We start from the raw sequence: 24,988 nt of genomic DNA on the forward strand, positions 1-24,988 counted from the left end.
GGAGGATTTAGGAGGATATAAAGTTTTTAATACATTAGCAACCACTTTTCAAACATCCTCTAACGTTCATTTTGTGATTTTCCTGTACAGCCATACCATTAAGTTAAATATCTTTCCATTAAAAAAAGGTTCAAAACACTAAAATATTTAGCACAATAGAATTAATAAATTTAATTTAATGTGGTTTGAAGAGTGTCGAACTCACCCATAGATATAGCAAGGTGAAATATGGATACTATCAGCTTCCTGAGACAATATACATCAGGAGAGCGGAATTTTAATCGTGTCAGTCTGCATCAGGCAAAGCTAACTAAAGCTAACTTAAGTGGTGTCAATTTATCTGAAGCTGACTTGAGTGGTGCTGACCTCAGTGAAGCTAATTTAAGTAAATGTAACTTAACCAGGGCAAATTTGACTAATGCTGATTTAAGTAGAGCTAATTTGCAAGGTGCAAATTTGAGCGAGGTTAACTTAATTGGTGCTGACTTAACAAAAGTCAACTTCAAAGAAACGAACTTAAGTGGTGCTGATTTACGTGGTGCAAATTTAAAGTTGGCTAACCTATTAGGTGCAAACCTCACTGAATCTGAAATTAGTGGTGCTGATTTTAGCGGTGCTAATCTTCAAAACGCCAATTTAATTGGTAGTAATATCAATGAAGCCGAATTTAATGGCGCAAATTTAGCTAACGTAATGATCACTGAACTAGAGATAACCGGCGAAGTTCTGCACATAGGTTTATCTCATAAATGGATAACTTGGGCTGGAAGTTATTGATATAATTGGGAACTGGCTCAGTTATAGCGGTTCTCGGTTGAGTGAGATACAAGAACCCCACCGCAAGCGATGAGGGGGCTATGATGTATTTCATTCAAGTGCATACCGCTATATCAGTTTTTTCACTGTTTACTGTACCCTGTTCCCTACGACTTAATAAACCAGAGGTGTAACACCACGCATCTGACGTAAAGAATTTATACAAGCGGGGCAATCACAGCCAAATAAATCGATCGCTTTATTGCTTTCTTCAACATTAAACTCTAGCAAGAGAACATCATCTGGAGTAGAAGCATCTTCTGGTTGAGCTTGATATTCGGGAACTTGAGCCAATACGGAAACTCTCGCACAGACTAAACCAACTTTATGTTTATTGCGAATACAGGACAAATTATCTGTATTTTTAGCTTTTGGTTCCCCAGCTTGTGCTTGATTTAGCATCACTCCCATAGTCAACAAAGAACTAATCAACACAGGAGAAGAAAACAAAGTTAGTATAAATTTGTTCATTTTTGTTTTTGCTAAATGTTCTTGAATGCTCAGAATACACGATTAGATATTTCAATTCAAGTCAACAGGAATCAGGAATAATAATATTCGCTATCAATTAGCGTGGTAAAATATCTTCCAGACGCATTTGCAGAAGAGGTAAAAGAGGAGATTGAATAAATTCGTGCAAACGATATTGTTGCTGGCGGTAATCTTCTCCAATTAGTTGACAAACTGTAAATGTGGGTTGCTTCGGTTTACCAATAAAAACAATGCCACCCAGTCCTCGATAATCGACAATCCAATATTCAGGAATTCCTAACAAGGCGTATTCTTCAACTTTACGGGCATAATCAGTTTCCCAGTTACTACTGACAACTTCAACTACTAATTTAATTGATTGACCTAAAGCGATGACTGGTTCATGTTCCCAAAAAGGTTCATGTTGAAGCAACGGTTCATCTAATACTACGATATCAGGACGGCGGGCTGTGGCTGTTTCTGCGAAAGGACGGATTAGACAGGTGCGAGGAATAAACCAAGGCAGTTGGGCTGTAGTAATGGCAATACCCAATTGAGTTGCCAGTTTACCACCAACGGTTTCATGGGGGCCAGTTGGTTCCATGTCAATCAATTCTCCGTCTGCAAGTTCATAGCGAGGGTTTTTACCATATTGGATGAGAAATTCTGCTAAGGTTAATGGTTTTGTTAATGCTTGAACCATAAGTCACCTACATCTTTAGCTGCTATTATTTTAGCTTGACATTTTCCTTATTTTCTGAGTTACTAACAGTATTCTTGCGTGATTTTACCCATTGTTAATCTACCTACGAATCTGCTTTGATATTCTCAAAGCTTATTCATATATAAAAAATGCTGGCTAGAGTTTGGAGTGCATCAATTGTTGGTATAGATGCTGTTAAAGTTGGTGTAGAAGTTGATGTTTCTGGGGGTTTACCGGGAATTGTAGTTTTGGGTTTACCAGATTCTGCAATTCAGGAATCTAGGGAAAGGGTGAAAGCAACTCTCAAAAATGCGGGTTTTGCCTTTCCAATGCGGAAGATTGTAATTAACCTGACTCCCGCAGATTTACGTAAGGAAGGCCCTGCTTTTGATTTGCCGATTAGTGTCGGTATTTTAGCGGCTTCTGAGCAGGTTAACGCTGATTTGTTGGGAGATTTTTTATTTTTAGGGGAAGTCTCTTTAGATGGTAGTTTGCGCCCTGTGGCTGGTGTTCTCCCCATTGCGGCAACTGCGGAAAAGATGGGAATTACGGCTTTGGTCGTGCCGATTGATAATGCTCAAGAAGCGGCTGTGGTGGCAGGATTAGCTGTTTATGGTTGCCAACATATTTCTGATGTGGTGGATTTGTTAAATAATCCAGGACTTTACAAACCTGTAAAATTGGCTGCCAGGGAAGAAGGGTTACAGGCGGTATACACTGGGGCAGATTTGCATGATGTGAAGGGTCAGGTTCATGCGCGTCGGGCTTTGGAAATCGCTGCGGCTGGAGGACACAATTTGATTTTTGTGGGACCGCCTGGCAGTGGCAAGACGATGTTAGCACGTCGCTTACCGGGTATTTTACCACCTTTGGAGTTTTCTGAGTCTTTAGAAGTGACTCGGATTCATTCTGTGGCCGGGTTGTTGAAAAATCGTGGTTCTTTGGTACGCAATCGCCCTTTTCGTAGTCCTCACCATTCGGCATCGGGTCCATCTCTAGTTGGTGGTGGCACTTTTCCCCGTCCTGGAGAGATATCTTTATCCCACCGAGGGATATTGTTTTTGGACGAATTAACAGAATTTAAAAGAGATGTATTAGAGTTTCTACGTCAGCCTTTAGAAGATGGTTTTGTGACGATTTCCCGCGCTAAACAATCGGTAACATTTCCAGCACAATTTACTTTGGTGGCAAGTACCAATCCCTGTCCTTGTGGTTACTACGGCGATACGATTCAACAATGCACTTGTTCACCGAGACAACGGGAACAATATTGGGCAAAGTTATCTGGGCCTTTGATGGATAGAATAGATTTGCAGGTGGCTGTAAATCGCTTGAAACCGGAGGAAATTACCCAACAACCGACGGGGGAAGCATCGGAATCTGTAGCATTAAGAGTGCAGAAGGCACGAGAACAAGCAATAATTCGGTTTCAATCGGCAGCAAATCTGCGTTGTAATGCCCAAATGCAAAGTAGTCATTTGCAAACATGGTGCAAGTTAGATGATGCTAGTCGCAATTTACTGGAAGCAGCTATTAGAAAATTGGGTTTATCGGCTAGGGCAAGCGATCGCATTCTCAAAGTAGCACGCACGATTGCAGATTTGGCAGGAGATGACGATCTCAAACCCCAACACGTAGCAGAAGCAATTCAATATCGGACAATTGATAGGATGCAGTAATTTTGATCCCAGCAGATGCTCTTGTTTTTTAACAGCCTTCTGCCTCCTTCAACTTCAGACAGATTTGCAGAAAACTAAATTAAATATAAAGTTAATTGATAGTGGCAGTATAGACCTTGACATTTTACCCCTGACCAGCGATAAAGGTCAAGCAATGCAATTTTTACGACAAAGGTGGAAATTTGCAGCCAAGCAAACTGTTGTTTGTAGCGATTTAGGTAATGATATTGCTTTATTCGCTGTAAGTAACGAACGGGGAATCATGTCGGGAATGCTCACAAAGGGTTACTCCTATGACACAATCAACATCGTTACTTCGCACAAAACTTTTGTGCTGGGGGGATTATGGAAGGTTTTAAATATTTTGGGTTCCTAGAATGATTAGTTATCTTAAAGGTATCGTTGCTGGTGTCCAAACAATTAGCGCTAATCGCGTCATTTTGACATTAGAGGTAAATGGGTTGGGTTACGATTTGCAAATTCCACAGCGTCTAGCTAACCAATTAACAAGTACTGGAGATGTGGTACAAATATTTACCCATTACCAGATTCGGGAAGAAGTACCTTTACTCTATGGTTTTTCTTCGCCATCGGAACGGGATTTATTTCGGCACTTGCTATCTGTGAGTGGTATTGGTGCAGCTTTAGCGATCGCACTTTTGGACACTTTGGAATTACCAGAGTTAGTCCAAGCGATTATTGCGGCTAACACTCAAATACTAATTCAAACTCCTGGAGTGGGTAAGAAAACCGCTGAAAGGTTATGTTTAGAACTCAAAAGCAAGTTGATTGAATGGCGCAAATCAGCAGGCTTCTTCGTGGCTACAGGTGGCCCTGCACCGGGAATCCTTGAAGAAGTGCAAATGACTCTCTTCGCTTTGGGATATACTGCCCATGAAGTCAGTCACGCTCTGCACGTAGTCAGCGAAAATATTGGTTTACCCAAAGATGCCTATGTGGAAGATTGGATCAAACAAGCAATCGCCCATCTTAGCAGTACCGAAGCTGGCGTGTAGGAGTCAGAAGAGTACCGAGTATCGAGTTCTGAGTAATGAATGACAATCCTTATGCTTGGATAGAAGAATCTCTAGCAACAATTCATCGAGCTGACTGGTATCGTTCGGTACAAACAATTAACAGTCTTCCCGGTGCAGAAGTGCTATTATCTGGGCAAGAGGTGATAAATTTCGCCAGTAACGACTATTTGGGACTAGCAGCAGATGAACGCTTACAAAAAGCTGCAATTACTGCTATTCAACAATTTGGGACTGGTAGCACAGGTTCTCGATTACTCAGCGGACATCGAGAATTACACAGAGATTTAGAGCAAGAAATAGCATCTACCAAACAAACACAAGATGCAGTAGTATTTAGTTCTGGATATTTGGCTAATATAGGTGCAATTACTGCATTAGTCGGTAAACGAGACTTAATTTTATCAGATCAATATAATCATTCCAGTTTAAAAAATGGAGCAATTCTCAGCGGTGCAACTATTCTTGAATACCCGCATAATAGTAATGAAGTACTAATCGAGAAATTACACCAACAACGTCAAAACCATCGCCGCTGCTTACTGATTACAGATAGCGTCTTCAGCATGGACGGTGATTTATGTCCTTTACCAGAATTACTGGATATAGCCGAAGAATTTAATTGTATGCTGTTATTAGATGAAGCCCACGCTACCGGAGTCATGGGTAAAACCGGGGCTGGTTGTGTGGAACATTTCGGTTGTACAGGTAGAGAATTAATTCAAATTGGGACTTTGAGTAAAGCCTTGGGTAGTTTAGGCGGATATGTAGCTGGAAGTAACACCCTCATAGACTTTTTACGAAATCGCGCCCCCAGTTGGATTTATACCACAGCCCTTTCACCAGCAGATACAGCCGCAGCATTAGCAGCAATTAAGATAGTGCAGCAAGAACCCCAACGCCGTGAGCAATTATGGCGAAATATAAATTATTTGAAACAACTAATTTCTGATAATTTACCTAATTTAAATTTAAATATTCTACCTTCCGAATCACCAATATTATGTTTTCAATTATCTGATGCAGCCACAGCATTAAAAGCAGGAAAGCATCTGAAAGAAGCTGGTATTTTTGCTCCAGCAATTCGTCCCCCTACAGTCCCCACCAGCCGAATTAGAATAACCATGATGGCTACGCATAAAAAACAGCATATTGAAAAGCTGGTGGAAGTTTTACAGGGGTTAATTAAGGCTTGCTGAAAAAGTCTTTCCGTTAGGGCTAGGAGTCAGGAGTCAGGAGGAAGAATTAGAAGAAGAGTCTTGAATCAGATCCAGTGATAGGTTTTTGGTAGTTTCAACGCTTATTCCTTGCACCTGATTTACCTTTTTAACCTTCCGACTCTTGATATATCTATGTTTTAGCTGTTTTAGCTTTATTAAGCAAACCCTAAATAAGCCCCAGCATATTTTACATGAATGATATCACAAAATGTCAATAGGTAATAATCAATGGCTGTAAAAACGTATTTACGTTAAATTATTGATAATAATGTCAATATTATTGAGAATATAGGCTACTTATTGCTAAAAAGGCTATAGTTGACAATTTTCTGAAAAAATATATTTAAATAAATTATGCTTTTCTAAAAATTCAATTTGCATCTTCTAAAATCCTTATAGAGACGTTCCATGGAACGTCTCTACATTTGTTAGGTAATTGGTTGATTAGGCTTACCTAACCAAAGCGGTAAATTATTCACCTTCCAAAGCACCAACTCCAGGCTTATGAGAGCGATGTTTTTCTTCTTCTTCAACAAACTGCTCAACTGCATAGACATCAGGCCAGACAGTTGCGCCGTGTTCATAAGCATCAATACCGATTTTATCGGCTTCAGAATCAACACGCAGGTGGCCAATTGCTTTGAGTCCACCGAACATCAAAAAGGCAAAAGCAACGGTGAAAATAGTTATCGCAACTACACCCAAAATTTGCACACCCAGCAAATCAAAGCCACCGCCTAATAATAACCCAGCTTTTTTGTTCAGAGTTAATTCTGGTTGACCCAAGAAACCCACAGCCAGAGTACCCATCATGCCATTGATACCGTGAACAGCAAATGCACCTACAGGGTCATCAATATGCATTGATTCAATGAAATCAATTCCTAAAACTACTAAAATTCCACCGGTTAACCCAATTAAAACCGCAGCCCAAGGTGCAACAAAGGCACAACCCGCTGTAATCCCTACAAGTCCAGCTAAAGAACCATTAAGACAATAAACTAAATCCCATTTACGGGAACGGTAGTATTGGTAAAAAATTGCCGAAAGAGCGCCAGCACCAGCACCAAGGGTGGTATTGAGTGTTACTAAACCAATCAAGCCAGGATTAGCAGTACCGAGGGTTGAACCTGGGTTGAAGCCGTACCAACCAAACCATAGAATCATGGTTCCTAAGGCTGCTAAACCTAAGTTGTGTGCAGGGGGAATTTGTCCCCAAGGAGTACGTCCAGGACGGGGGCCTAGCAAATACGCGCCAACTATAGCTGTCCAACCACCAACGGTGTGAACTACAGAACTACCAGCAAAGTCATGGAAACTCATTTTGGCTAACCAGCCATCCGCGTTCCAAACCCAGTGAACAATAATTGGGTAACTGAATGCTGCCATAACAGCACTGTAGATCAAGTCACCAATAAAATCTGTTCTTCCCGCCATTGAACCAGTTGTGATTGTACTGGCAGTAGCAGCAAAAGCAAACTGGAAGAAGAACAAGGTGTAAGCATTGAGTTGGGAAGCTATACCTGGCACTCCACCATTTGGAAAGGCTCCATCAGTTGGTAACTGACTGAGGAAAAAGGTATCTGTGCCAATGAAACCACCTGCACTTGTACCGAAGGCAATACCAAAACCAACTCCCCACCAAATTAAGATTGTGACAGCAGCATCAATGAAGTTTTCTAATAAGGCGTTAACTACGCCTCTTTGACGGAGCAAACCTGCTTCTAGCATCGAAAAACCAGTTTGCATGAAAAATACTAGAAACCCTGTGAGTAATACCCAGGTAGTATCAATAGAAATTTGTAATTTGGTTGTTGTTTCCGCTAAAGATTGAATTGTTGGCGGATCAGCTGCTTGAACAACTGTGGGAGCAAAAATTGCAAACACCATTGAACCTATAGCTAGTGCTATTAGGCGGTACAAGGGTCGAGTACGTTTATTCATTGCTGTTTTTTCCTGCGATTAAAGCCTTGATTGATGTTTTTCAGGAGCAGACAAAAATTAATTCTAGAAACATTAAACAATGTTTTTACCGCTAAATCTGAAAAATCACTACCTCAAAATTTATGTTTCAAAAATGGATTCTATTCGGCTCAAACGTGTTTATTTGTAATAAAAATTTTCAGTTTGAGACATAGAAAACAGAATATTTCTTCCATGATTTATCCCCTAATTATCATGAAAGTTAATTATCGATCAAGGTGCAAATTACAATTTGGCAAAATTTGGTTAACTAACCCTAATTAAGGGAAAATTTAGATGTAATTGCTTCAGGAATTTCTAGATTAATTCCTGATTTAATTTAATGAAACCGTTCTTCAATAAATTTGATTGATTTTCTATTTAATATAGAAATAAATTCTGTATCAAAAAATACATTTTTGCATTTCTGATATAAATTACTCACCCTGGAATCAAGGTCAAGGTGAATGTATCCCTTGCAATACAAGGATTTAGCCTCATCCATATCTAATAAAAAGGACTTGAATAATTAACTATTAATAAAAATAATAATGTGGTTATTTTGTCATATAAAAAATTTATCGAACAGAATTCTTCTTCAATCTTAAAACCGTAATATTTATACTAAACACGGTTGGGAAATGGACTTTTGTAAGATCACGAAAAACTTATATGTGTAGGGGTAAAGCAAAAGCTTAATGGTGTCAACTTAAGCTCAAATCCTGATGATATCTCGTTCCCAGTCAGAGACTGGGAATGCTATTAAAGAGGCTCTGCCTCTGTTTTCATAGAAGGCAGAGCCTTCTAGAATTCATTCCCATACTCTGTATGGGAACGAGAAAGGGTGCAAACTGATATTTTACAAGGCTTTCACGTTAAGTTGACACCTATGAGCTTTTGCTTTACCCCTACCTGTCAGTAAGTGGGCGTTAAAATTTTGAGTATAATTAAATTCCAATCATACCCCTTCCTCAGGATTGTGCAGGTAAGGGATATAAGCGAGTCAAAACATTTGTTGTAAATATTGCTGATAGCCTAATTCTTCTAATTTGCTTTGTTTGTCCATGACCATATCACATAAGCTTTGGCGATATTTCAGGATTTTTTGCAGCAGTTCTGGTTGGTGAGTAGCGAGAATCTGCACTGCTAGAAGTCCGGCATTTTTGGCATTACCAATGGCTACCGTAGCCACAGGTATTCCTGCTGGCATTTGCACAATTGAATATAAAGAATCCACACCTTGTAAATTGCGGGTAGCTACGGGGACACCAATCACAGGGAGGGGGGTTAAAGATGCTACCATACCAGGAAGGTGAGCCGCACCACCTGCACCAGCGATAATGACTTTAATACCGCGTTGGTGTGCTGTTTGGGCATATTCCACCATACGTTCTGGGGTACGATGGGCAGAAACGATCGCTATTTCGCATTCAACACCAAATTCCTCACAAACTGCGATCGCATCTTTCATTGTAGGCAAATCTGAATCGCTGCCCATGATAATACCAACTTGAAGACTCATAGAATTTTAGATTTTAGATTTTAGATTTTAGATTAATTGTCGATGCTTCCATCTACAATCGGTTGAGGTTCAGCTTTTTCTGGCTAGGGTAATGACCAAAGCAACACCAAATTCCATCCTGACAAACGTAGATATTATCAACGTAAGAGTACCCGGTTATCAAGACTTGCAGATGATCTGGGTGAATGAAACCGGCATAATTGAGCAAATTCTGCCCATGGGTAAAGTCTGTAGACGAGTGACACCAGAAGACTTACAAATTTTAGATTTTGCCGGTGACTGGATTTCCCTCGGTGGCGTTGATTTGCAAATTAACGGTGGGCTAGGTTTGGCGTTTCCTGATTTGACAGTTAAAAACGCCCATATGCTCGAAGATATCTCCCAATATTTGTGGAATGTGGGTGTTGATGGCTATTTACCAACCCTAGTGACAACTTCTGTAGAAAATATACAGCGATCGCTCGCCGTCATCTCTAACTATACCCAAAACTCAGGCGCGAAAATTCTCGGAGTCCATCTCGAAGGCCCATTTTTGAACTACGGTAAACGTGGCGCACATCCAGCAGAATACCTCCTACCCCTAACCATGAATGAAGTCAAGCGGGTATTAGGTGATTATGCCTCCGTTGTCAAAGTCATCACCTTAGCACCAGAATTAGATCCCACTGATAAAGTCATCCCATATTTACACTCATTAGGCATCACAGTCAGTTTAGGACACTCCCAAGCCACAGCAGAACAAGCACAAAACGCCTTTGACCAAGGTGCAACAATGCTCACTCATGCTTTTAATGCCATGCCACCATTACATCACCGTGAACCAGGCTTACTAGGTGCAGCCATGAACCATCCCGACGTGATGTGTAGTTTTATTGCCGATGGACAGCACGTAGTCCCTACCATGTTAGAAATTCTCCTCCGCGCCAGTAAAGGTCTATTTCTTGTCAGTGATGCCCTCGCACCATTAGGATTACCAGATGGCGTTTATCCTTGGGATGATCGGCAAATTGAAATTATTAACGGTACAGCCAGACTATTTGATGGCACTTTATCAGGCACAACCTTACCCCTATTAACGGGAGTAAAAAACTTAGTCAAATGGGGAATTTGTGGCGTAGAAAAAGCCATCTTCCTCGCTACAGACGCACCCAGAAAAGCAATAAATTTACCAACAATTGCCCCAAATCAACCTGCTAATTTATTACGCTGGCATTATGAAGAAGAAACACAAGAATTGACTTGGGAAAGATTATAAGATTATTACATGACAAGATTCATTCATGACCAATTTGCCAAAGACTATTTAGAAGAACTCCTGAAAAACTATGGAGAAATGCAAGCACCTGCTCGCGTTGCAGGAGAAGTAAGAGAAATAGATGTTTATTTTTCTCCATCTCCCCAGAAAAATCCTAACTTACAACTCTTAGGTTTATTAGGTAAATTTGCATCTACACCTGCCATATTTGAACCATATCGCAATCCTGCATCTGCCGATGAAATTTGTGATTGCTTGTTAAAATTATTGGAAGTAAAAGGAGCCTTAAAAAGAGAAGCCAAACGCAATAAAACCAATCTTCAAGAATCTAAAAATCCCAAACTATGGATACTCACACCTACAGCCTCTGCTGAAATATTATCCAGTTTTAACGCTACTTTAGAAACTGACTCTTTACCAGGGATCTACTATTTAGGAAAAGCACTACGCACAGCCATAGTAGTTATTCACCAACTACCCCGAACAGAAGCAACTCTCTGGATTAGAATGCTAGGAAGAGGAACTGTGCAGAAACAAGCCATTGAAGAATTAGCAGCATTAACAGCAAACCACCCATTTAGGAGAGTGACGCTAGAATTGCTGTATAACCTGCAAAAAAATCTGGCAGTGAGTCAAGAACCAGAAGACAAGGAGATAATTATGAGATTAGCACCATTGTATCAACAAGATCGAGAGTTAGCAGTTCAGGAAGGAAAAATAGAGGGGAAAATAGAAGGAGAAACATCGTTAATTATCCGTCAATTAAATCGACGGCTTGGCGAAATTCAATCGACATTAATTGAGAGGATTCAAAAATTACCACTTGAGAAATTAGAAACTTTGGGAGTAGAATTATTAGACTTTGCCAAAGTCGATGATTTAGAAAGTTGGTTAAATCAAAATCAACAATGATCAAGGTTGTGAGTGGGGTTTTAGCAATGCAGCGGATTTCATTTAAATGAGATACAAACTTGAATAATGAAACTCTTGTGGTGTGGGCATCTTGCCCGCTGGGTATGTACCTCCCAACAGCGAAATCCGCTGTAAATCATTATTATGTTGAAACCCAATTATCTACTGAATGAAAGCAGATGTGAAAAATATTCCTATTTTTTAAGTGAAAAATTAGCTCAAAAAATTTATAATTCTAAGAATTGAGAACTTCAATAATCAACTTTATGAACGCAGCCGACGATAAAACAATAGTACGTGAATACTTCAATTCCACAGGTTTTGACCGTTGGAAACGCATCTATGGTGATGGTGAAGTAAACAAAGTCCAGTTAGACATCCGTACTGGACATCAGCAAACTGTGGATACAGTCATCGGCTGGTTGAAAGCAGATAACAATTTAGCAGAGTTATCAATTTGTGATGCTGGTTGTGGTGTGGGTAGTCTTAGTATTCCTTTAGCGACAGATGGTGCTACAGTTTACGCCAGCGACATCTCCGAAAAAATGGTATCAGAAGCCAAAGATAGAAGTGTAGAAGCTTTATCAAATTCTACAAATCCGACTTTCGCAGTTCAGGATTTAGAATCTTTGAGTGGTAATTTTCATACTGTCATTTGCTTAGATGTTCTTATTCACTACCCCCAAGAAAAAGCAGATGAGATGATTTCGCACCTATGTTCTTTAGCGCAATCACGCATTATTCTGAGTTTTGCACCTAAAACCTGTTTCCTGACTATCCTCAAGAAAATTGGTAGTTTCTTCCCAGGCCCTAGTAAAGCAACTCGTGCCTATTTACACCGTGAAGCTGATGTAGTGAAAATCCTCGAAAAAAATGGCTTCACAATACAGCGTCAAGCAATGACTCGAACTCGCTTCTACTTTTCTCGTTTGTTGGAAGCTACACGTTAATCAGTAAGAATCGCAGCAAAAACATGATTGATTTTGCTGCGTTTTACATCTAAAAATTTCCTGGCTTTGATTTTGAGTGCAAAACCTTAATTTATAAACAATGTCTGCAAAAAAAATATTTAATCATATACCAAAATTAATCTTTAATTCACCTTGGTTTATAATTATTTCATTTTCGATTCTCGGTTTGATTGGGATTCTCAACCATTCAATGTGGAGAGACGAATTAAATCCCTGGCTAATTATCAGAGATAGTGAATCTTTGCCTGATTTAATCGGAAATATTCGTTATGAGGGTCATCCGGTTCTGTGGTATTTCTCTCTAGCATTATTAAGAAATATTGCTGATACACCGATAATGATGCAACTATTTCATTTAGGTTTAGCAATTTCTTCTGTTACTATTTTTTGCTTATATAGCCCATTTAATTATAGACAAAAATTTCTATTTTCATTTGGTTATCTCCCCTTTTATGAATATCTATTAATTTCTCGCAACTATGCTTTGGGAATGTTATTTATTTTTGCATTTTGTGCTGCTTTTCCATCTAGAAAAAAAACTTATATTATCCTAGCTATTTTATTAGGTTTAATGGCCAATAGTAATGCCTATGCCCTATTTATATCATTTACTTTGTTATTAACATTAGTATTTGAATTTTGTTTTGATATTGAACATCGTCACCAGTATTTTCGCCAAAATAAAAAATATGATTTATTTATAAGTGTTGCTATTATTATATCTTGTTTTATATTAGCAATAAACATTATTACTCCTCCTGCTGATAGTTATCTTCATGGAGGATTAAGCAATGGATGGTCTGTGACGCTAGAGATACATCATTTATTGAAAAGTATAGGCAGATTATTTGGTGGCTATTTTTTAATAATACCTACATCTAAACGATGGCTAGATTTAATTGTCTGTACATTAATTGCCTTATTTGCAATAGCTTTAACCTTGATTAAACTATCTAAAAAACCGATTCCTCTATTTTTTTATACATTAGGGACTTTAGAAATTTTAACGTTTGCATATTTGAGATTTGCAGGTTCAGGACTTCGACATTTTGGGCATTTTTATTTAGTTTTTATAGCTGCTTTATGGCTGGAAAGTTATTATCAAGAATCTAGTTTTTTATCCCAGAAATTTCTCATTTCCCCGCAAACACTTAGGTTTAGTCATAAATGTTATTCTATCATCTTCATGGCTACTCTTTATATGCAATTTTTCGGAGGAATTTATGGTTTTACGAGAGATTTAATTATTCCCTATTCTGCTAGTCGTGAAACAAGCCAATACATTCGCAAATCTCAGCTAGATCAGGAATTTATTGTTGCTAGTCGAGATGCAAATATGGCTGCGCTATCAGGTTATCTTAATCGTAAATTTTATTATCCCGAATTGCAAAATATGGGAAGTTTTACTTTATTTAAAACAGGACGTAAAGAAGTTGATCAAGCGGAGATACTAAAACAAACTAGTTCTCTTTTAAATATGCAAAAAAAGCTAAACAAAATTTTGCTAATTTTACATCAGGAATTGAAAATAAAGAAAAATGATTTGAAGATTTTGCCAATTAAGAATTTTAAAAGGGCATGGGTGGATAGTGAAAGATATTATTTATATTGGGTACAGAGAGAGTAACTATTTAGAATAGTTAAGCACCTAAAACCCACATTCTACAGATCCAATCCACTTCTGAATAATTATCACGAAGGATTCAGGGTTGTACAAACTTTTCTCCAAAAATGTTCTTAATAAATAAGATGAATTTCTAATAGGTGTTTTGTGGTTCATCTGAACTAAAATTCTGGAAAGCCTTACCAATAATAGCTTTTGGGGATAATTATTTTTTTACTCTACGCTTCTGCGGAATGTAGGTTAAGAAGCATTTTGCCACCAATTTCGCAGAGGATCATTTTTTGGTGGAACATAATGCCCTTTAATCCTAATTGCATTGAGGACATAACTTAATATTAAAGAATCAGGTTTTTCTACTTCTGACCAATGTTTTATTATTGCTGGGGTTGATAAAATCTGAAGATGGGGAAAATTTTCTTGAAGAAACTTGATAGCCTTGTCGTCATCAGTTGCTACTGCCCATTTTCTATGAACTGCAATAGCAAAGGTTGCAGATTCACCATCATCAAGAACAGCAGCATAGTTAACAAATGATTCTTCCTCTTCTTCTGATTCAAAATCTACAACTTTTAACCAACCCTGTGTAATAGCTGTCTCAAATTCTAACACCGCATCATTTTCTTCTTCCTTGAGACTTTGGAGTGTGTTTAATTCCCGTTCTTGGACAACTGTAGTCACGACAATTTCCGCAGGAAGAGATTTCAAAATTGCTAAAAATTGACCTGATGCACAAAGATTGAGAACACAACAAGCATCAAGAATAATGTGGGAGTGATTAATTTGCATATTTTCCTCACTTCCCAGCAGCTTGGATTTGACGCAAATCAAAATCCGTATCTTCTTCCATCATTCCGCTTGAATATTCCCGTAATGCTTCAGCTATGCGACGGGCTTCTAAACGATCAACATGGAGAAATTCAGCAAAACGCCCTTCCGTAATTAAACCTTGATCCAGTGCTTCAATAGCTAAATGTTGATAGTGCAGAGGCATCATATCAACTCTTTGGGGAATCTGTTCTAAACCTAGTTCTTCCTGTACCTTTCTGACTTTTAAACCTCTATCTCGCAATTTCTCCCAAGTTCCAGAAGGTAGAAGTTCCATTTCTTCTAACCGATAAACTAGGGCTTCTATGGACACACCATAATAATGCGCTAGTGTAAATAGATTGGTGGGTGTGAACTTGCCATGAGTACGGTACATATCATTAAACCGCTTCAGCAATCCACTGGTAGGCATGAGGAAATATTTGGGGAAAGTTTCTGCTAATTGCTCACTTTCAGGAAATCGCTGATATTGACCATCAAAATGGAATTCTGGTTTTTGCCGATGTGCTAAAAAATGAAGGTATCCATGCGCCATTGACCAGCGTCGGCGTTCCTCTGGATGATTGGCATTGATAGCCATACAACCGCCAACTTCTTCGTTATAGCTGTACACTTCTGAATATTTTTGCGGCATCTGCAAATAGAAGATCCGTAAACCCACATCTTGTTCTAGGATGTCCCGCAGTTGGAAAATAGGTGCATCACCTAAACCCAGGCGTTGACGTTCTGCTACTGCTATACTCTCCGCAGCAGATTTAATGGGCATATCAGTTATTTGATACTCAAGAGGATAGTTACGCGGGATTGGCGCTTTCATAATCTGCTCAAGTTCTAGGTAATTTTGACATAATTCCTCTAAATGCAGGATAAATGGTTCAATTTCTGCCTGTTGTTCTTGACTGCGTTGATAAACTGCCCGAAACTGTACTTCAAAAGGTTGGACAATTGGACGTTGCCGAACAAAGTCACTTACAGAACGTCCGTAAGCACGAGCAAGTTTAATCAGTTCATTGGCTTTAAGACGGCGTTCTCCTTTTTCAATAGCGATCATGGTGGTGCGTGCAGCATCAATAATTTTGGCTGCATCAACTTGAGTCATGCCGCATTTTTTACGTGCTTGTTGGAGAAGTTCACCTAATGTCCGCAGATCAATGTTATCCAGGATGTTGGTAGTCATGATATTTTTCCTCAACTTTGTTGAGATGAAAGCATCTAACAATGTCAGACATTAATAACTTTATTATAAATGTAATGTCAGGTTATCAGTAATGGATTTTATATCATTAACCACCTGTACCCTATGGTTTCCCAGGCTCAGGTTAGGTTAATATTTCTTCGATTAGTTTAAATACATCTATAAAACTCTCAAAGTCTTCTCGTGTACCATAATTACAGAACCAATCGCAAAGATTTTTCTTCTCATCTTTATTAACTTCCCATGTTTCGGGAACAGTTACTTGTTGCCCTCTCTCAGTTTTTGTATGTTCTCGCGTTATATCAATGAAAGCTGATTTTTCTTTTAAGGCTTTTTCTAAAGATTCTCTCTTAAAAAGATTTTCAATACCTTTCTTTATAGGATTGGCATCTACAAAAGGTATAATTCTACGAAAAACAGTCTTTTTTTCTTCGTGATTTTTTTTAGTATCACAATCATAAAGTAAAATAATTTTTTGGGGTGTAATTGCCGTACATTTAGGATTATTCCAAAAGTTGTCCATGTTTTTATATCCATCGAAATCTTTTAAATTTAATTTTTCCAAAAACTCTTTTTTTCCAAGAAATTCAGCCGCTTTTTTTAAATATCTAATATCTAAAGTACCTTCTCCAAAGACAATTGGTCTATGTGATCTCTCAATTTCCGCCCGTATATCTTCATCATATTTTTTTGTGAACTTTAAAAAAGAATAAGCTTTTTCAAATTCGCTAAATTGCTCCGAGCTAATTTCAATACCTTTTGGTAATTCAATAATTCTAAAACCATCACTTCCTAATTTTTCCTCAAGTCCAAGTATAAATAAAGGAGAATGTGAAGTAATAATGAACTGAATCCCCGGAAATAGGCTTATAAGTTCTGGAAGAATATTTCTTTGATGCAATGAATGAAGATGTATGTCAATCTCATCAATAAGAACTAATCCACGAATTTTATCAAGACTCTCAAATTTAGTTAAAGGGCATAAGTCATAATCACGCAATATTGTTAGAAAGAGATTGAGAAGTGCTGTTTCTCCAGTAGAAAGCTGGAATATGTTTGGTACTAATTGTTTCTCATCATATATCAACTCAACATTTCGGAAATTTCTCTTTCCCATACCAAATCTGAGATCACCTTCTTTTTGAAAAAGCTTTTTTAAAACTAGCAAAACTGAATTATATATATTTGTACTTTCTCCATTATATCCTGTAAAAACTGAAAATGTATGTTGAATAGATTGAACAGGAAGTTGTAAATTTAAAACATTAAGCTCTAATACACTTCTATCATAAAGAATATCAAGCAACCAATTTTTGTTAATATTTAGTGGCGAGTAATTGATGATTTTTCGATTTAAGAATCCTTGTATATGTATAATATCTGAAAAACTAGCCTTAGAATTTAAATGATCCCAATTTAGCCATGCAGGCTCCTCAAATCTATTCGCTGGAAAGTAAAGCAAGCAGTTTCTATTATAAAGGTCTTCTAGTTTTTTGATTTCTCTGTTAAAATTAGCATATAAAAAACTACTTTCGTTTTCAGGTATCTGATTCCATTCTTTATGAATTGGAGTTATTCCATAAATCTCTTCAAGTTCTTTTTTTGTTCGATTAAGTTGCCATTCAAAACAAGTGAACTCTTCTTCAAATTCTATTTTTCCGAAAGAATATGTTGAGCCAACTTTGATATAACTTGGACTACGTTTTTTATAGACTTTACCTTTTTCAACCTCACAATTATCAAAAAGTTCCTGTTGAGTAAATAGAAGCGCATTAACAATATAGGAAAGAAAAATACTTTTTCCTGACCCATTTTCACCTACAATAATCACAGGTTTTGGCTGAGAATTTTCATTGAATGGTAACTCAATCTCTAAGCTGTCTATAGGACCAACATTTTCAAGCAGGACTTTCTTCAAGTACATATCTTTACTCTGATAAATAGTATTTTTACTAATTAATTAGAGTAACATTTTTTTTGGTTTTTTATACAAATATTTTTCCTTTTTACCAGTTATCACGCAAAATTATCCATGTATCAATGGCTAATGATTCAAAAATCTTTGTAACATATTTGTTGGATTTAGATGCCATATTTTATTAAATTTGATGACTGATTTTACGTAATATTTTGGTTACAAAGGTAGATATAAAACCAAATTAGCTAAATCTTCTGACTCACTGGCTTTAGTACGGATATGCTCATCCATATATAAAGCAATAGTCATTTAATTAATCCCTGAGCGCGTAGTTTTTTCGCTATAGGAGATTCACCAGCTTGCTGTTTTAATTGTTCAGCATATTGCTCTCGTTGCTGAATATCTGCATCTAATTCTGATTGATGATCCCAGTAATAAGCTAAGGCTGAATGAATTTGACTCAGAGTTAAATAAGGATGTTGAAAATGCAGTTCTTCTGGACTCCAACCATGAGCAAGATAACCCGTAACTAATTCAATCACTTTCATTGTCGTTCCTGCGATGATCGGAACATGGAACTCGTTGAGTTCTATGTATTTATATTCTGTAGATGTAAGGTTCATAATTTATCTGCTGTTACTTTGGGTTACTAAATATTTTAATCAATTTAATTTACTATTTCTTCTATTTCTCGCAAATAATCGGGTTTAGGTGTGAGTTCTCTCACCAATGCAGCATCCGCAGTCCAAAACTCAGCCGATGTCATTTCAGAACAAGCAAGAAAAGCTGCATCATAAAGGGTAGATAAACCGTATTTTGCGGCAATTTCCCAACTTCTAACCCTAATTGTTTCTTCTTCAATGTAATCAATGGGAAGTTCGCAGAAGTCCTCAAAAAAACCTTGTGCTTCTTCTTTGGTAATGACTCCTATCCGGGCTTTTTTCCTTAGTACAGATCCAACTTCCGCCCAAGCAAAAGCGGGAGCTACTAAGTGTATATTTAAGCTCAATGCTTCTGTTACTAGAGTTCTGGCTTGGAATTGGTAAACTTCTGGGACAAGGTAAGGAATCCAAACACTGGTATCTATGCACAAAACTCTAGTCATGCCGTCCCTCACCCTCTCTGAGACTGCGAATCATATCTATAGAGGTTGGTTGTATGCCGGTTCTGGCTTCGATAGTTTCGCTGCGGGCAATAATTCGCTGATGTGCAGCCCATCCTCTTCTACGTCTTACCTCACGTTCCACAGCCTCAACGATTAAATCATTAAAAGATTCCCTACCTTCCTTTAGTTTCCTGGCTTTGGCAAGTAGTTCAGAAGGAAAACGGATTGTTAAAGCTTCGCGTTCCATAACATTCGTTGCAACCAATTAATGATATCACTTATTGTAACTACTTTATTGCTGTTATTGTTCACGCAAAATAGCAAATCACAACTCTTAGAGTTCTCCAATTAAAAAAATATCCCAAAATTTCTTGTGGTGCGGGCATCTTTGCCCGCTAATAATATAAGGACGGGCAAGATGCCCATCCCACAAGATTGGATCATCTTTTTTGTGGAGTTCTCTTAGAGGGTGTTTGAAAAGTTGGAAAAGGTATAATTTGTCATTCTGAGTGGAACAAAGTGGAACGAAGAATCTAGGGTTTGAACGATTACTCGGAGATGCTTCACTACGCTGCGCTACGTTCAGCATGACTTTTCAAACATCCTCTTACACTCATTTCTCTGCGTCTTCTGTGCCTCTGCGGTTTGTTTTTCCTTCTTCACACTAGAATTTCATGACTACACTAGAGGAATAGCAAAACCTGCTTAGTCATTTACATCTCAACTTTTGATAAATATCTGTCATCACCCAAAAGAGAGATTTTGTAATTTACTTTTCACCCCAAAAGCTGGGGTTTTGTTGTTTCAAATTAACCGCTTATGAAGCTGCGCTTTTATATGCTTTTAGGTTTGTGTCTCAGTCTGATTCTGAGTGTTGTGCCGCTTTCCGGCAATTTTACCAATGCTGCTACACCAGCAGTTACTCCTGTTTCTGCACTCTCTTTTACCCAAGGGGTGCAAAAAACGGTTTTAGAAAATGGCTTAACTGTACTCACCAAAGAAGTGCATACTGCACCTGTGGTAAGTGTGCAGGTTTGGTATAAAGTTGGTTCTCGCAATGAGGGAAATGGAGAAAGTGGTATTTCTCACCAACTTGAACATTTAATGTTTAAAGGTACTACTGACCGTCCGGTACAGTTTGGCAGGTTATTTAGTGCTTTGGGTAGTCAGTTTAATGCTTTTACTAGTTTTGATGAAACTGCTTATTTTGGGACGGTGCAGCGAGATAAGTTGGAAGCGCTGTTGACTCTGGAAAGCGATCGCATGAAAAATGCTTTAATAGGCTCAGAGGAACTAACCAGTGAAAAGCGTGTAGTCATTTCTGAGTTGCAAGGCTATGAAAACTCTCCAGAATATCGTTTAGATCGAGAAGTCAGAAAAGCCGCTTTCCCTAACCGTGCTTACGGTTTATCAGTAGGGGGAACAAAAGCAGATGTTGAAAAATTCACCGTTGACCAAGTTCGCAATTATTACCAAACTTACTACAGTCCTGATAATGCGACTTTAGTAGTTACAGGCGAGTTTTACCACCGCACCGACACTGAAATCTATCAAAGCAACTTTTGGCAAACTACCAAAAGGAGAAAAAACGACTTTGAAAGTTTCTCCTGCTGTAACAGCGGTTAATGCTGTTCAAAAAACGCCAATTGTCCTCAAACAACCAGGAAGTGCTGCACTATTGCAAGCTGTTTATCCTTTACCAGATATCAAACATCCTGATGTACCAGCAATTGATGTCATGGATGCTATTCTGACAGGTGGACGTAGTTCTCGATTGTATCAAGCTTTAATAGAATCAGGATTGGCTAGTTCTGTTAGTGGTTATGCTGCGGAACTGATAGAACCGGGTTGGTATGACATTAGTGCAACAGCCGCACCTGGGCAAGAATTAAGTAAAATTACGGCTGAACTGCAAGCATCTTTGACAAAATTGCAACAGCAACCAGTTACGGCTGAAGAATTAAACCGAGCCAAAACCCAATTGCAAGCTAGTTATATTTTGAATAATCAGGATATTAGCAGTCAAGCTAGTCAATTGGCGTATAACCAAGTTATTGCTGGAGATTATCATTATATAGAAAAGTATTTGAGTGCGATCGCTCAAGTTACTCCCCAGGATGTGCAGCGAGTCGCTCAAAAATACCTCAACCCAGCCAAACAAACTATCGGTTATTTTGAACCAACTCAAGCAGATGGTCAACCAGGAACTTCTAGCGGTGGTGCTGGACGCACTACAGAAAACTTTAGTCCTGGTCAACCTGTAGACCCCGCAGAATTAGCCAAATATCTGCCACCGTCAACATCAGCTACCAACACTAACCAACAATCTTTACCACAAAATTTTACCTTAGCCAATGGATTGAAGGTGCTGCTGTTAAAAGATTCCAGCCTACCCACCATCAATATTAGTGGACAAATTAACGCTGGTAATGAATTTGATGGTAATCAAAAAGCGGGTTTAGCGAATTTGACCGCTACCAACTTAATGAATGGTACGAAAACTAAAAATGCTCTGACATTAGCGCAATCTTTAGAAGATAGAGGTGCGAGTTTAAGCTTTCGTGCCAATCGTGAAGGATTAAGCATTAATGGTCAAGGATTATCAGCTAATTTGCCGATATTAGTCGAAACTTTAGCAGATGTGGTACAGAATGCTAACTTTCCCTCAGACCAGTTAGAACTAAGTCGTCAACGAGAATTAATTAGTCTCAAAGTCCAGTTAGATGACCCCAGAACCCTAGGAAGAAGGGTATTTCAACAAGCAATTTACCCAGAAAATCATCCTTTCCACAGTTTCCCCACTGTCGAGAGTTTAGAAAATATCACTCGTGACGATGTGGTGAGTTTCTATCAAACACACTATCGACCAGATGCTACAACACTGACCTTAGTGGGTGATTTTGAGCCAATGCAAGTTAAATCCTTGTTAAATAAGGCTTTTGAGCAATGGCAACCACAGGGGAAACCACCTGTTATTAACTTCAATTCCGTAAAATCGTTGTCAAAAACTCAACTGCTAAATCCAGTAATTCCTGGTAAATCGGAAGCGGTGACATACCTTGGTTACAATGGCATTTCGCGCACAGATCCTCGTTATTATGCCGCATTGATTCTCAATCAGATTTTAGGTGGTGATACCTTATCGAGTCGTTTGGGAACAGAAGTGCGCGATCGCTTAGGTTTGACCTATGGTATATACAGTGGTTTTGCTGCGGGAATCAATCCTGGCCCCTTCTTAATTTCCATGCAGACAGCACCTAGTGACACTCAAAAAGCGATCGCTAGTACCATAGCCTTACTTAAACAATTGCGTAACCAAGGTATAACTGAAGCAGAATTTAACACAGCCAAACGTTCTCTTACCAATAGTTACCCCGTAGATTTAGCTAATCCTAGCGAAATGGCCAGCATCATTCTTAACAATGCTGTTTCAGGATTATCAACCGCAGAAATCCGCGAATTTCCCCAGCGCATTCAAGCAGTAACTATGAATCAAGTACAGAAAGCAATTGAAGAGTTAATTCAACCAGAAAATTTGGTCATTGTCACTGCTGGCCCCTGACAGTAATAACACGGCTAATTTAATGTATTATTTAGGATACGAACTATTAATACACTAAATTAGCTTCCTTCAATAATTTAAGATAAAAAGCGGCTAAATTAGTCATTTTAGCCTGTGGACTGGATAGTATCAACACTTCCAAGTGGAAACAGGAAAAAGAAGCGGACAAGAGTTAGCTTTTTTTGTATCGGCTATATGTTATACTAACCACATACGGGGGCATCATACTAGAGATTTTTCAGAAATGAAAAATCAATTACAGCAGTTTGTGTAGTTAGGAGGTACAACATCTAAATTCAAACCTATACACAAAGCCAGTTTTACTCCTGACTCCTGAATTCTGCTATAAGTAGGTGGGCAGAATAAAACCAAACTGTGTAAAGAAAAATAAACAAAGCTAAAACCCTTTTTCCCAACGACAATTTTTAACGGCAACCTATTTAGTATATTTCTTCCCCACTAACTAATGAAAGAATGAAATAAACTTGTAAATTCCATTATTGTTCTTAAATGTATTTTTGTGGAATTACCACGAAACCAATAAATATTTATGGTCTAGAAATAAAGTATTTTTAGATCAGTTCTTTATAAATTTTGGACGAAATATTCATAAAAAAATTTGTGTAAACCTGTGTAAAACTGCTGTATCACTTCTCAATATATCATGCTATTATCTAAACAAAATGATATGTCTTTATCTCAAAATATGAAAATACCAGAAAATAAAGAAAAATCAAACATTAATTCTGATTTTGAAAAATGTTTTTCTCAGATATCCCCAGAAATAGCAGCTACCTTTACTAAAGAACAAATTGAAGCAATTCAAAAAGGCTTTATTCACAATGAATGGAAGCAGCATACTTTAGACTTGCGGATATCTGTTCCTATCCCTATAATCGGTTTTTATTTAGTGTTATTGGCAGGTGAAGAACGCCGTTCAAAACAACGCTGGCAATATGAAAAACAGCTATATCCTTTTTGGACTTTTGGTAATATTTTGTTTTTAATTGCACTTTGCTTCATTGTTACCAGTGGTAGCATCTCAACATTATTTTTAATCAAATCTTTTATTCCTAAACAATCAAACTCAACCTTTCCTACCTCATTACCTTGGATAAACGATGAAAATTTATGTAAAAAAGCTAACAAAACTTGGAGTGATGATAAATGTTGGGATAATGAACATAATCCTACGTTCTGAAGCAAAATTAGTAAGAATTTAGGAATCGGTGGTCAGAACAATAATTTTCAAATCAATAAATTATTGATTCGAGATTTCCTCAACAATATTAAGCTTGATGTTCTAATTATTATTGATTCTGTATCCTTCGCAAAAATCTAATCATAGAAAAGTATCAAAAATAAAATGGTTAATAAACGTTTAACTCAAAAATCTTTGCACCATGATCCTTTCGTGCAAAAAATTTTAGCTCGTATTCCTACCCAAATAGCTGCAACTTTTACTGATGCTCAACTAACAGAATTAAAAAAGGTATTTATAGACCGTGTTAGTAATTCATCTAAAGTAGATATGAGGCTATCAATACCATTTTTTAAACGCAGATTTTATCTAGTATTATTGATGGGTAAAGAAAACCGTTCACAACAGCGATTAAAAAATTCAAATTTCAAAGTTGTCAATGGTTATTTAGCCACAATCTATAGTTTAGTGATCATGAGTTTTTTCTTAGGTATGTTGTATTATGTAGAAAAAGAATTGGAAATTAATGCCTTTCCATATAAACAATTACAACATTTTAATAAATCTTTTAAAAGATAATCCATAAGAATTTGAAATCAATAACTTTTTCAATATTAATTATTGATTCCGATTTGCCATACAAGAGTGGGTTAGGAGAGTAACCTTAGGTTGGTTTGAGAAACAAACCCAACAGCTAAGTAATTTTGTTGTGTTACCGCACAACACAACCCTGCTTACAATTTATTTATAGCAATTCCCAAGCTCATGAAATAAAATCCACCCGCGCTATCGCGTATCCTCCCCTTGCTAAGAGGATGTTTGAAAAGTCATGCTGAACGTAGCGCAGCGTAGTGAAGCATCTCCGAGTAATCGTTCAAACCCTAGATTCTTCGTTCCACTTTGTTCCACTCAGAATGACAAATTATACCTTTTCCAACTTTTCAAACACCCTCTAAGGGGCTACAGTGTACACAGAAGTCTTGAAATCATATTTAACACTTGGTTTTGCTACT

The 24,988-nt window shown here is 37.8% G+C and carries 20 protein-coding genes and 2 pseudogenes; 12 read left to right on the top strand and 10 right to left on the bottom strand.

Going from position 1 to position 24,988, the window contains the following annotated elements; genetic code table 11:
* Positions 1–228: 228 nt before the first annotated feature.
* The gene (locus tag ACOWPH_RS16175) at positions 229–777 is read left to right on the top strand and encodes a pentapeptide repeat-containing protein (protein ID WP_015216404.1); all 549 of its coding nucleotides are present in this window, start codon (positions 229–231) and stop codon (positions 775–777) included.
* Between the two features lie 153 nt (positions 778–930).
* Here the strand turns inward: ACOWPH_RS16175 and ACOWPH_RS16180 are convergent, their stop codons facing one another.
* The gene (locus ACOWPH_RS16180; protein WP_015216405.1) at positions 931–1,287 is read right to left on the bottom strand and encodes a hypothetical protein; all 357 of its coding nucleotides are present in this window, start codon (positions 1,285–1,287) and stop codon (positions 931–933) included.
* Positions 1,288–1,384: 97 nt separating this feature from the next.
* Positions 1,385–1,990 carry a Uma2 family endonuclease gene (locus tag ACOWPH_RS16185; protein ID WP_015216406.1) on the bottom strand — a complete coding sequence of 202 codons (606 nt, stop codon included), beginning with the start codon at positions 1,988–1,990 and terminating at the stop codon, positions 1,385–1,387.
* Between the two features lie 149 nt (positions 1,991–2,139).
* Here ACOWPH_RS16185 and ACOWPH_RS16190 point away from each other — a divergent pair, with 149 nt between their 5' ends.
* The 4 genes and pseudogenes from ACOWPH_RS16190 to bioF all read left to right on the top strand — a co-directional run bounded on the left by ACOWPH_RS16190 (position 2,140) and on the right by bioF (position 5,902).
* Positions 2,140–3,669 (top strand): YifB family Mg chelatase-like AAA ATPase, encoded by a 1,530-nt coding sequence (locus tag ACOWPH_RS16190; protein WP_015216407.1) that lies wholly within the window; start codon positions 2,140–2,142, stop codon positions 3,667–3,669.
* Positions 3,670–3,700: 31 nt separating this feature from the next.
* Positions 3,701–4,050, top strand: a pseudogene (locus tag ACOWPH_RS16195) (HAD family hydrolase); the annotation flags it as partial.
* Complete coding sequence (gene ruvA, locus ACOWPH_RS16200) at positions 4,047–4,685, top strand: Holliday junction branch migration protein RuvA (protein ID WP_015216408.1); 639 nt, start codon at positions 4,047–4,049, stop codon at positions 4,683–4,685. The pseudogene ACOWPH_RS16195 and the gene ruvA, both read left to right, overlap by 4 nt.
* 35 nt (positions 4,686–4,720) lie before the next feature.
* A complete protein-coding gene (gene bioF, locus ACOWPH_RS16205; protein WP_015216409.1) occupies positions 4,721–5,902 on the top strand; it encodes an 8-amino-7-oxononanoate synthase in 1,182 nt (393 codons plus the stop codon).
* 492 nt (positions 5,903–6,394) lie between these two features.
* On the opposite strand, the gene ACOWPH_RS16210 is transcribed toward bioF, so the two are convergent.
* Together ACOWPH_RS16210 and purE are read right to left on the bottom strand one after the other, a co-directional pair.
* On the bottom strand, positions 6,395–7,867 hold the full coding sequence (locus ACOWPH_RS16210) for an ammonium transporter (RefSeq protein WP_015216410.1): 1,473 nt from the start codon (positions 7,865–7,867) through the stop codon (positions 6,395–6,397).
* Between the two features lie 1,021 nt (positions 7,868–8,888).
* Positions 8,889–9,407 carry a 5-(carboxyamino)imidazole ribonucleotide mutase gene (gene purE, locus ACOWPH_RS16215; RefSeq protein ID WP_015216411.1) on the bottom strand — a complete coding sequence of 173 codons (519 nt, stop codon included), beginning with the start codon at positions 9,405–9,407 and terminating at the stop codon, positions 8,889–8,891.
* A gap of 91 nt (positions 9,408–9,498) precedes the next feature.
* Here purE and nagA point away from each other — a divergent pair, with 91 nt between their 5' ends.
* The 4 genes from nagA to ACOWPH_RS16235 all read left to right on the top strand — a co-directional run bounded on the left by nagA (position 9,499) and on the right by ACOWPH_RS16235 (position 14,172).
* A complete protein-coding gene (gene nagA, locus ACOWPH_RS16220) occupies positions 9,499–10,662 on the top strand; it encodes an N-acetylglucosamine-6-phosphate deacetylase (protein ID WP_015216412.1) in 1,164 nt (387 codons plus the stop codon).
* Positions 10,663–10,671: 9 nt separating this feature from the next.
* On the top strand, positions 10,672–11,574 hold the full coding sequence (locus tag ACOWPH_RS16225) for a DUF4351 domain-containing protein (protein WP_015216413.1): 903 nt from the start codon (positions 10,672–10,674) through the stop codon (positions 11,572–11,574).
* 266 nt (positions 11,575–11,840) lie between these two features.
* Positions 11,841–12,524, top strand: coding sequence for a magnesium protoporphyrin IX methyltransferase (gene bchM, locus ACOWPH_RS16230; protein ID WP_015216414.1), 684 nt, complete (start codon positions 11,841–11,843; stop codon positions 12,522–12,524).
* A 100-nt stretch (positions 12,525–12,624) separates the two neighbouring features.
* Positions 12,625–14,172 carry a hypothetical protein gene (locus ACOWPH_RS16235; protein WP_015216415.1) on the top strand — a complete coding sequence of 516 codons (1,548 nt, stop codon included), beginning with the start codon at positions 12,625–12,627 and terminating at the stop codon, positions 14,170–14,172.
* 237 nt (positions 14,173–14,409) lie between these two features.
* Here the strand turns inward: ACOWPH_RS16235 and ACOWPH_RS16240 are convergent, their stop codons facing one another.
* From ACOWPH_RS16240 to ACOWPH_RS16265, 6 genes are all read right to left on the bottom strand, one after another.
* Positions 14,410–14,955 (bottom strand): hypothetical protein, encoded by a 546-nt coding sequence (locus ACOWPH_RS16240; protein ID WP_015216416.1) that lies wholly within the window; start codon positions 14,953–14,955, stop codon positions 14,410–14,412.
* Between the two features lie 7 nt (positions 14,956–14,962).
* Entirely contained in the window at positions 14,963–16,171 is a 1,209-nt protein-coding gene (locus ACOWPH_RS16245) for an ImmA/IrrE family metallo-endopeptidase (RefSeq protein WP_015216417.1), read from the bottom strand.
* 142 nt (positions 16,172–16,313) lie between these two features.
* Positions 16,314–18,113 carry an AAA family ATPase gene (locus ACOWPH_RS16250; protein WP_015216418.1) on the bottom strand — a complete coding sequence of 600 codons (1,800 nt, stop codon included), beginning with the start codon at positions 18,111–18,113 and terminating at the stop codon, positions 16,314–16,316.
* Positions 18,114–18,412: 299 nt separating this feature from the next.
* Positions 18,413–18,730 (bottom strand): DUF433 domain-containing protein, encoded by a 318-nt coding sequence (locus tag ACOWPH_RS16255; RefSeq protein WP_015216420.1) that lies wholly within the window; start codon positions 18,728–18,730, stop codon positions 18,413–18,415.
* Positions 18,731–18,774: 44 nt separating this feature from the next.
* Complete coding sequence (locus ACOWPH_RS16260) at positions 18,775–19,212, bottom strand: type II toxin-antitoxin system VapC family toxin (RefSeq protein WP_015216421.1); 438 nt, start codon at positions 19,210–19,212, stop codon at positions 18,775–18,777.
* Positions 19,205–19,459, bottom strand: a complete 255-nt coding sequence (locus ACOWPH_RS16265; RefSeq protein ID WP_015216422.1) for a YlcI/YnfO family protein — start codon at positions 19,457–19,459, stop codon at positions 19,205–19,207. Before ACOWPH_RS16265 ends, ACOWPH_RS16260 begins: the two co-directional genes overlap by 8 nt.
* A gap of 590 nt (positions 19,460–20,049) precedes the next feature.
* Between ACOWPH_RS16265 and ACOWPH_RS16270 the strand changes: the two are divergent.
* From ACOWPH_RS16270 to ACOWPH_RS16280, 3 genes and pseudogenes are all read left to right on the top strand, one after another.
* Positions 20,050–22,774, top strand: a pseudogene (locus ACOWPH_RS16270) (M16 family metallopeptidase).
* Positions 22,775–23,438: 664 nt separating this feature from the next.
* Positions 23,439–23,975: a hypothetical protein gene (locus tag ACOWPH_RS16275; protein ID WP_015216424.1), complete on the top strand. Its 537-nt coding sequence runs from the start codon at positions 23,439–23,441 to the stop codon at positions 23,973–23,975.
* Between the two features lie 165 nt (positions 23,976–24,140).
* Positions 24,141–24,554, top strand: a complete 414-nt coding sequence (locus tag ACOWPH_RS16280; RefSeq protein ID WP_015216425.1) for a hypothetical protein — start codon at positions 24,141–24,143, stop codon at positions 24,552–24,554.
* Positions 24,555–24,988: the final 434 nt, after the last annotated feature.

The sequence above is a fragment of the Anabaena sp. PCC 7938 genome, from assembly GCF_049315035.1.
Classification (GTDB): Bacteria; Cyanobacteriota; Cyanobacteriia; order Cyanobacteriales; family Nostocaceae; genus Anabaena; species Anabaena cylindrica.